Raw genomic sequence first — 9936 nt, 5'->3', positions numbered from 1 at the left:
ACGGTAAATACAACCAATACTATTCACGGTAGTGGGCCGTATTTAACGTTCGATGGTGGGCGAACTAAGGCAACTAATACAGACACATTTTTGGCAATCGAGTTGCCAGATGGAAGACGTATCACTCAGTCAACAAACACATCAAGTGTTACAAATCCGATAATGTTACCTAGTGGAAATTATACATTTAATGATATTCATACGGTATTGCCATCGGGTGCAACATCTATTAGTTTAAATAGTCTAATCAGCCAAGGGAAGTGGGGAGATGATGATGGGGATGGACAGGGTACAAATGGTGTTATTGCAACAGGGAGTATATCGTTAGTAATAAAGGATAAAGATGGCGCTACGGTTAATCGTAGTGATACATTAAGTATATGTAAAGCGCCTTATAAGGTCACTTTAGATAGTACAGGGGGAAGTTTAACTACACAGTATGGAGTGCCAAATAGTAGTCGTTTTTACGGAGGCACAGCGGTTTATTATATCACTTTGCCGTCACAGCCGGTTATTTGTTCGGTCAGGCCGAATTTGTTGATGGGTGGAACAAGTGGCATTGTTTCTAACGACAACCCACGTTATGCCGGTCTATCTAACATATGGTCTCCTACTAAGGGCTTTTTAGTTCAGTCAACAAACCCATCATCTTACGACAGAAACTTTCCAACTATAGGAGCAGATGGATTGTATTTTGATTTGGACATAGGTGGTATTGACGCAAGTCAGTTGCGTTGGACAGTTAACACAAGTGGTAGTCTAGGTGCAACGGTGAGTTGGAGGTTGCCAGTCTCAGACCCAAGTAATTCTTATATTGATAGATGGATTAGAGATAAATCCAAGAATGTAACACGGGTAACGTTGAGAGGTCCTAGGGCAAGTAGTAGTCAGATAAGCTCAAGTAATCCTGGTTCACTTACACGTCCATCTTTGCCACAGACCTTCGAGTTGGTGGGAAGGGATAGTAATGGTAATGAGGTTCGGTATGGTTTTAAGTTAAGGCAGTGGTTCGTCAATCGGGGGCTTCAAACCGCTAGCGCTTCTAATCAAACAGCATGGTGTAATAGTTTGGGTTATCGTATGCCACGGGTAAGGGATTTAACCAACGCGGTTTGTTCTGGTTGGAATTCAGGACGTTATTGTCAAGGTGCAGTAGGCGCCAGTCCGTCGTCTGGTGATAATGTCTACAAGCGTCACATAGGTGCAGGCTTTTTCACGGAGTGGGGTTACATGGGCGACTACGCTGATGCGGGCTTCGTCGACCGCAACGGCTACTGGACGAGTGACGCATCAGGTAGCGACCAGTTCCTTGTCGAATCGAGCGTCGGCTACGTCGTCAGCTACGGCACCTTCAGCTCCCGCTATGGCCTTTGCACCGCACCTTAGTTTTTAGCGTTTAGTTCTTAATCCTTAGGGCGCGGAAGGGGTTATGGTGCCTGAGAGGATAATATAACAAAGAATCAAGCCCCCGCGTAAGTTGGGGCGTTTTCCTTAGGGTTGCGCCGTTGTGGCAGAGCCACAATAGCGCCGCCCCCCGCCGCCGACGCTGAAAGTGTCGATGGCGGTTTTAGTGGATTACGCTGTGGCGGTTTAAATTCTTGGTCTAATCTATTCACCAAAGGTCAAAACGTCTGAAACGACTGCATCTAACTCGCTCTATACACTAACTTTTAATAGAACTCATCAGTTTTTCAATAGCATGCGCATCACTGACGCAAAGAGTTCGGGAGTCAAATTCGTGTGACCAATAAAAAAGCCAGTTTTCTAACTCCTCCACATTATACTTTCCTGTAGCGACTCCAACGCCCATTTCAACAACTTCTGCGTCAGGAGCTTTTAATTCTTGCCCATTTAATAGTAAAAATAGATAACCAGAAAACAGAGCGGTTCTTTTATTAGCATTTGCAAAAGGGTGATTTCTAATTAAACTCTCAATAAGAACAGCCGCTAACCTAAAAATATCCTCAGTTTGTTCGTGATACCTGTAAAGACTGGGTCTAGCTTGGGATGAGCCTAAGGCATTCTCATCACGAACATATATAGGCTCTTTAGGTGTCTGTAGTTTAATTAGCAATGAATTGATAAGCTTTATATCATCAACTGAAAGAAAATTGATTCCATCAACTATTTCCCCAATTTGTGACACTAGCATTCGTTAAACCTTTGATAAGTCTCTCATGGCTTTTTTGTAGCGAGCGAACCCAAAGGCAAAGGCATTTAAAACTTGCTCATTATGATTGCAGTCATCACTTAACGCAGGTTTTGCTTTAACCTCTACATGTTTGTCACGTGGCGGAATATAAAGGCGATTTTCCTTTATTTGTGCGTGACCCATAAATTCACCTCATTAGTTTTTATATAAGAATGGCTGAGAGCTAATAAGCTCTCAACCTTGAGCTGATTATAAATACCATAAGGTAAAGAGTAAAGAAAATTTATACAAATCACAAAAATCAATAGACGCTATATATTTGACAATTAATTACTTTTTAAATTTCTTATATGGCGCTAAAGTAGCAATAAGTAAAATAATTGAAGAAGCAAGATTTCAAAACCACCGCACCCAACCCACTCTATCCACCAACAAAAAAACCTATTTTGATAAAAAATCGCTCCGGTATACTATTGATTTTGTTGAAGTTTTTATGCGGTGTTTTTATTTAACAAAACAATCCCCCAAAAAAATCGGCTATGCTATCTGTTTCATTCCGGCGTCAGAATGTGCCGACAACAGAGCGAGGTCAGCACGCAAAACAGGACGTTTGGCGGATTATTTTGTTGTTGCCATTACTATAGTTTTAATTAGTGAGTAAAAATTATAAGGGTAAATTACGTTTTATCATCCCTTCTTTGTAAGCATCAAACATCATATTTTGCACTTTAATATATTCTTTATAAAAGATGTTATACAATAAAATTGCCACCCATTTGCAATCTTTCCATTTTTTTAAATTATTATAATTGCGAATTATTGTTGCATCGCTAAGCTTATCTGATTCAATTTTTTTATGATTCGTTTATATGTTAGTTTACTCATAAAACGTAGGTAATATATAAAGCAGAACCATAAGGCCACTATAAAAATAAGTACCAAAATAATTTGTAAAAATTCCATGATTTCTAGCTCCTAATTATTAAAAGTAAATTTTTGTTTATTATTTTTATATCACTAACAATACGTTTTAAAACGGAAAAAACACCGGAACTAAAGCAATATCCACCGCCATTACTAAAAAAGTTAACGGTACGCCAATTTTGACAAAATCGCCAAAGCTGTATCCTCCCGGTGCTACTACCATGGTTTTAATCGGTGAGGATACGGGCGTAATAAATGACGCTGATGTGGCAATTGCCACCGTCATGGCAAATGGATAAGGTGAGTAACCAAATTTTAGTCCTAAATCAATAGCGATTGGCGCAATTAAAATGGCTGTTGCAGTATTGGATATAAATAATCCAATTGTTGAGCATAATAAGAAAACAAATGTTAGCACCATGTATGGGCCGAAAGAGCGTAAGTGGACTTCAAGCCAAGCTGATATGAGCGAAATCCCCCCCGTTTTGTTGAGTGCTAGTGCAAAAGGCATCATACCTATAATTAGAATTAAGGTTGGCCAATGTATGGATTTATAGGCATTAGCCATGTCAATGCATCGTGTTGCTCCCATCAGTAAGCAGGCGACTAATGCCGCAACCACATTAGGCACAATACCTGTCACCATTAAAATAATCATAATGGCTAGGTTAATTAAAGCCGCTGGTGCTTGTGAGCTTGCTGGTGCAATGTCGTCGATATCGGCCGGAAAGTCTAATACAACAAAGTCATTGGTTCGAGTTTGTAGTTTTTGGATCGAACCCCAGTCACCACAAACTAATAATGTATCACTCATTTCTAAACGTTCTTGGAATAAGTTGTTTGTTTCAACCGGTGCATGATTACGCCAAATACCAATTACAGTCAGGAAATATTTTCCTCTAAAATCAATTTCATTAAGTGTTTTTCCACACAGTGTCGATTCTGGGAGCAGGGCAACTTCGGCCATGCCGACTTGTTTAACCTGTTCTGAAAAATATTCACCTCGTAATACTTTCGGTTCAAGGTTGTTGGTGTTTAAAAAGGTTCGATAATCGGCTTCGGAGTGTGACATATCGAGTAATAAAATATCATTTTCACGAAATTCGGTTGAGCCATTAACGGGGATTAGTACTTTGTGGAATTTGCGCCAACGTTCAATACCAATAACATTTACACCATGTTCACTACGCAAATGTAAGCCATCAATTGTGCGCCCAACAAAAGGTGAGCCAGCTAGTATTTGTGCTCGATGGGCTCGGCCAATTAATTTATAGTCTCGAATTAAATCGGTGATTTTTCGTCTTTGTGGTTGGGTATTAGTAGGGGTAACTTGTTCTGCTGTGAGTAACCAATTGCGTGTTAATATGCAATATATAACCCCGACAATTAAAACACCAATACCAATTGGGGTGATCGAGAAAAAACTGAATTCAGTCAAAGCGGCACGGTTTAATTCACTGTTTACCACAAGGTTTGGTGCGGTGGCAACCAGTGTCATCATGCCACTTATTAATGCCGCAATACAAAGTGGCATCATTAATTTTTTTACATGAATACCGGTATGGTTAGCAATGCTAATGGCAACGGGTATAAAAATTGCTACTACGCCAGTTGAGCTCATCACTGAGCCAAGCAAAGCAACGCCTAACATAATGCAGGTGATAATGCGAATGTCGTTTTTGCCTGCGACTTTTAATATGTATTCGCTCATTTTGTATGAAATGCCTGTTCTAACCAAGCTTTCACCAATAATAAATAGAAGGGCAATTAAGATAATATTCGGATCGCTAAATCCAGCGAGGGCTTCCGCTGGTGTTAATACGCCTGTGATGGTGATTGCCGCGATTGTGAGCAATGCAATAATGTCCATTCTTAATTTGCTGAACGAAAACATTAAAATTGCTATTAATAATAATATGCAGACAGTAATAAGTGGGTAATATTCAATAAAATAATTAGGTAAGAATTTAGTGATTGATGATACTAAACTATCCTCAGATGACAAATGTTCCACAAAAAGTAGCTCTATGATACAGATTACATTTTGTACATAATACCTTGATTTATTGTAATAGGGAATATCTCTAAATGAAGTTTATATGACTATAATTACTTTGTTGTTAATTTTCTTTAACATTATTTTACATTTTTTAACATTTTTTGCTATTTTCTTTATGACCTATTCGCATTTTCGAAAAGTAGGTGTAATTTAAGCAACTAAACCTATTTAATCATTAACTCTTTAGGAGAGAATATGTCATCAAAAAAATCTGTTGCACAAATTATAGTTGATGTTTTGTCTGAAGCAGGTGTTAAGCATTGTTATGGTATTGTTGGGGATACTTTAAATCATATTACTTCTTCTATTAAAAAAAGTAATATTGAATGGGTACACGTTCGTCATGAGGAAGTCGGTGCTTTTGCCGCAGGGGCAGAAGCTTATTTAACAGACCAAATTACAGCTTGTGCTGGATCTTGTGGTCCAGGAAGTTTGCATTTTATTAACGGTATTTATGAAGCACACCGTAATAAAGTACCTGTTGTTTTATTGGCAAGCCAATTGGTGACTTCGCAACAAGGTACCGATTTTCCGCAAGAAGTTGATTTTGAATCTATTTATAAAAATTGTTCTGTATTTTGTCAGCAAATTAATGATCCAACCCAAGCAAGACAAATAACAACCGCAGCAGTTCAAGCTGCAATTAATCAACGAGGTGTAGCTGTTTTAGTGGTACCTTATAATATTAGTTTAATTAAGGTTGAAGATAATAGTGGGCATAAGATTTATCACCCTAAACCTATTATTCGTCCGTCAAATGAAGAATTAAATCAAATCGCAGAAATACTTAATAATAATCCCAAAATAGCTATCTTTGCTGGGCAAGGAGTGTGTGAGGCTCATGATGAGCTTATTGCCTTTGCTGAAAAATTAAAATCACCTATTGTGCATACCTCAAGAGGTAAAGATTTTGTTGAGTATGATAATCCTTATAATGTTGGTATGACTGGTATGTTTGGTATGGAGTCAGGAACAACAGCGATTAAAGAGTGTGATGTGTTAATTATGTTAGGTGCTGATTTTGCGTGGTCACAATTTTATCCTGATAAAGCGATTATTATTCAAGTTGATATTGATGCAACTCATCTTGGACGGCGTCATCCAGTGAGTGTGGGGGTTGTTGGTAGTAGTAAGCCAACGTTAGCCGCTTTAATTCCTTTAGTTGATGAAAAACAAGATACTACGTTTTTAGAAAAATGTCGCCAATTGTATATGAAGGCAATGGATAAATTGAATAAGAAAGCTGTACCTTCTCAAGCAATGATTCATCCTCAATATTTAACCGAGCTTGTTGATAAATATGCGACACAAGACGCTGTGCTTTGTGCTGATGTTGGCTCTGCTATGGTTTGGGCTTGTAGGCATTTTAATACCAATGGGAAAAGACGTACTGTCATTAGTTTGAAACATGGCACAATGGCAAATGCAATGCCGCAAGCGTTAGGTGTGCAAAAAGCATTTCCTAATCGTCAGGTCATTACTTTATCAGGTGATGGGGGTATTAGTATGTTATTAGGCGATTTGTTAACTACAATTCAAGAAAATTTGCCAATTAAAATTATTGTGCTTAATAATAGTTCACTTAATTTTGTTGAATTGGAACAAAAATCAGAAGGTTTAGTTGATCACTATACCGATTTACAAAATCCTAATTTTGCAAAAGTTGCAGAGTCGATGGGATTATTTGCGATAAGAGTCGATAATTCTGATTCTCTTGATGAAGCGATGCAATCATTTTTATCGCATCAAGGTCCTGCATTATTAGATGTTAAAACTAGCTCTAATGAATTAGTTATGCCACCTGAAATTCAAGCATCGCAGGTTATGGGGATGGCGCTTTACAGTGTAAAAGCTTCATTGCAAGGGAAAATGGGCGATGTAGTAAATCTATTGGTGGATAATTTTATCAAGAAATAGTTTATATTATTTTTTATATTTATTTTAAATGATAAGTTTACGGAGAGTTTTTTGTTAAAACTTTCCGTAATAATAGTGTTTTTGTATTGTTTTTTGGCTAGTTTCTGCCGCTTATTTGCGGCAGAATAAATGAATTAAAAACTAACGGCGCCTTCTTCTGCGGAAGTTAAATTTTCTCGGATAACGGTAAATAGTTCACGCCCATAACCAAGATGTGAATCTGCTAAGTCGAAAGGATAAGGTTTACGATTGGCTAATTCTGCTTCGTCTACTAATAATGTTATTTCGCCAGTTTGACCATTAACACGGATCATGTCTCCATTTTGGATTTTACTGAGTAAACCTCCATCATAAGCTTCGGGGGTGACATGAATTGCGGCGGGCACTTTGCCTGATGCCCCCGATAATCGACCATCAGTTAATAACGCAACTTTGTAACCTTTATCTTGCAGAACACCTAGCGGTGTTATTAGTTTGTGCAATTCTGGCATGCCAATTGCTTTTGGTCCTTGATAACGGACAACAACTACGCAGTCTTTATCTAGTTTGCCAGCTTTATATTCAGCATCTAAATCATATTGGCTATTAAAGATGACTGCTGGTGCTTCAATAATTTGATGTTCAGGTGCAACGGCTGATGTTTTCATAATTGCACGACCAAGATTTCCTGACATCACTTTTAATCCACCATGAGAATTAAATGGTTTTTTGATTGATGCAATGACGCTGTCATCTAATGATTTTGTTGGACCTTCACGGAAAGTGAGTTTGCCATTTTCTAAAATAGGTTCTTGAGTATAACGACTAAGTCCACGCCCTACTACAGTTTCAACATCTTCATGTAATAAACCACCAGATAATAGTTCGCGAACCAATAAAGATGTACCTCCAGCTGCTTGAAAGTAGTTTATATCGGCTGGACCATTCGGGTAAATTCGGCAAAGTAGTGGTACTGCCGTTGATAGGTCTGAAATATCATCCCAATTAATAATTATGCCGGCTGCTTTAGCCATCGCCACAATATGCATGGTTAAATTAGTTGAACCGCCAGTTGCGAGTAGTGCAACTAGACCATTGACAATCACCTTTTCATCTACCATTTTACCAATAGGCATATAGTTGCCTGATTGGTTGGTTAGGCGAGTAATTTGTTTAGCAGCAGCATTGGTTAATTCATAACGTAATGCTGTTTCAGGATGAACAAAAGCCGTCCCTGGCAAATGTAGTCCCATCAATTCAATAACCATTTGGTTACTATTTGCTGTACCATAAAAAGTACAAGTACCACTAGTGTGATAAGATGCCGATTCTGATTCAAGTAAGTCTTGACGCGTGGCTTTACCTTCTGAGTAGAGCTGGCGAATACGTACTTTTTCTTTATTAGGTAAGCCCGATGGCATTGGCCCTGCAGGTACAAAAATAGCCGGTAAGTGACCAAACGTTAATGCGCCAATAAATAGACCTGGTACAATTTTATCGCATATTCCTAGATATAGAGCACCATCAAACATATTATGCGAAAGCCCGACAGCAACCGACATTGCAATCACATCACGGCTCATTAATGATAACTCCATTCCAGGCTCGCCTTGGGTTACACCATCGCACATGGCAGGTACTCCACCAGCCATTTGCCCAACAGCGCCAACTTCGTGAAGTGCTTTTCGAATTTGTTCAGGATAAAACTCATACGGTTTATGAGCTGATAACATGTCATTATATGAACTAATAATCCCTATGTTACTTTTTAAAATGTTTTTTAGATCATTTTTATCATCAGTACAGCAAGCCGCAAAACCATGAGCTAAATTACTACATGGTAAACTAGATCGAGTTACTTTTTTATGCATAGCTCGTTCGATTTTTTGCAGATAAGCGGTACGAGATGCCCTAGAACGCTCAATAATACGTTGAGTTACAGCCTGAATAGTCGGATTCACATTGACCTCGTCTTATTTTGTTTATATTTTTTAACAATGACATATTGTGCGTATTACTTGTTCAGTATCGTGCACAACCTCTTTTAATGGTTGTTCAATATCGATGTGGTAGACATCTTTTTCATCGGTAGTTGGTTCTTCTAGAGTATCAAATTGCGATTGAAGCATCCCTGTTTTTTGGTAGTGACCTTTACGTTTAGCTAGCCTTTCGGCGATTACCTCGAAACTTCCTTTCAAATAAATAAAATGTACGTTTTCATTTTCACCACGAATAATATCTCGATATTTTCGTTTTAATGCCGAACAGATAATAATTGAGACATCGTTAACATTACTCATAGCAAATGCGGCATTACTGATTAAGCTAAGCCAAGGCATTCTATCTTCATCGTTCAATGGTGTACCACTACGCATTTTTAAAATATTGGCCTTTGGATGTAAAAAATCACCATCTAAAAAAGCAGCATTTAGGTTGTAAGCAACTTGTTTGGCAACCGCTGATTTACCACAACCTGATACTCCCATTAATACAAAAACTTGTTTGTTTTTTTTAGTCATTATTGATCCTTAGTACATCCAAATAGTTACGGGTAACATTTTGACATGATAATCTCCATTTGCAATATAAAAAAAGTTTTTTTGTGATCTGGATCAGGTTTTGCTTTTAATATCTTAATAAATAGAAAATTACTTATTGGTTGATCGTTACTGTTGAAAAATAGATTACGATCACAAAAATATAAAATCTTATTTTTTTTATTCGAAAGGCAATAATTTTTCGTTATTGTTCTGTTTTTTAAGTATATTCTTTATGCCGCTTCTCAAGTAACTGAAAACAATGTGAATAATTTAAGTTTGATTGCTTGGATTTAGTCGTGGGTGAGATTAATGTGTGATGTCGTTGATAATATGTTCAATATTTTCCATAATTTGTACATATTATC

General features: G+C 37.8%; 8 protein-coding genes. 3 read left to right on the top strand and 5 right to left on the bottom strand.

Annotation, left to right across the window (positions count from 1 at the left end; genetic code table 11):
- On the top strand, window positions 1-1386 hold a 1386-nt coding region (locus tag A9G31_RS11815; RefSeq protein ID WP_176700372.1), incomplete at its 5' end, for a hypothetical protein.
- Window positions 1387-1663: 277 nt separating this feature from the next.
- Here A9G31_RS11815 and A9G31_RS07465 read toward each other — a convergent pair.
- Both A9G31_RS07465 and A9G31_RS07460 read right to left on the bottom strand, forming a co-directional pair.
- Window positions 1664-2137 (bottom strand): type II toxin-antitoxin system death-on-curing family toxin, encoded by a 474-nt coding sequence (locus tag A9G31_RS07465; RefSeq protein ID WP_176700373.1) that lies wholly within the window; start codon window positions 2135-2137, stop codon window positions 1664-1666.
- An 18-nt stretch (window positions 2138-2155) separates the two neighbouring features.
- Window positions 2156-2335, bottom strand: a complete 180-nt coding sequence (locus A9G31_RS07460) for a hypothetical protein (RefSeq protein WP_065561099.1) — start codon at window positions 2333-2335, stop codon at window positions 2156-2158.
- 136 nt (window positions 2336-2471) lie between these two features.
- Between A9G31_RS07460 and A9G31_RS07455 the strand changes: the two genes are divergently transcribed.
- Window positions 2472-2813, top strand: coding sequence for a hypothetical protein (locus A9G31_RS07455; protein WP_065561098.1), 342 nt, complete (start codon window positions 2472-2474; stop codon window positions 2811-2813).
- A 369-nt stretch (window positions 2814-3182) separates the two neighbouring features.
- Here the strand turns inward: A9G31_RS07455 and A9G31_RS07450 are convergent, their stop codons facing one another.
- Complete coding sequence (locus A9G31_RS07450) at window positions 3183-5024, bottom strand: SLC13 family permease (RefSeq protein WP_366940277.1); 1842 nt, start codon at window positions 5022-5024, stop codon at window positions 3183-3185.
- 306 nt (window positions 5025-5330) lie between these two features.
- On the opposite strand from A9G31_RS07450, the gene A9G31_RS07445 reads away from it, so the two are divergent.
- Window positions 5331-7052, top strand: a complete 1722-nt coding sequence (locus A9G31_RS07445; protein WP_065561096.1) for a thiamine pyrophosphate-dependent enzyme — start codon at window positions 5331-5333, stop codon at window positions 7050-7052.
- Window positions 7053-7186: 134 nt separating this feature from the next.
- Here A9G31_RS07445 and edd read toward each other — a convergent pair whose 3' ends face one another.
- Window positions 7187-8992: a phosphogluconate dehydratase gene (gene edd, locus A9G31_RS07440; RefSeq protein WP_065561095.1), complete on the bottom strand. Its 1806-nt coding sequence runs from the start codon at window positions 8990-8992 to the stop codon at window positions 7187-7189.
- Between the two features lie 30 nt (window positions 8993-9022).
- A complete protein-coding gene (gntK, locus tag A9G31_RS07435) occupies window positions 9023-9550 on the bottom strand; it encodes a gluconokinase (protein ID WP_065561094.1) in 528 nt (175 codons plus the stop codon).
- Window positions 9551-9936: the final 386 nt, after the last annotated feature.

This window comes from Gilliamella sp. Gris1-4, assembly GCF_001690335.1.
Classification (GTDB): domain Bacteria; phylum Pseudomonadota; class Gammaproteobacteria; order Enterobacterales; family Orbaceae; genus Gilliamella; species Gilliamella apicola_P.
This window is presented reverse-complemented; position numbering and strand designations above follow the sequence as displayed.

Coding starts and splice junctions, on each gene's coding strand:
- A9G31_RS07460 (WP_065561099.1), bottom strand. CDS start 2,335: ATGGGTCACGCACAAATAAAGGAAAATCGCCTTTATATTCCGCCACGT.
- A9G31_RS07445 (WP_065561096.1), top strand. CDS start 5,331: ATGTCATCAAAAAAATCTGTTGCACAAATTATAGTTGATGTTTTGTCT.
- gntK (WP_065561094.1), bottom strand. CDS start 9,550: ATGACTAAAAAAAACAAACAAGTTTTTGTATTAATGGGAGTATCAGGT.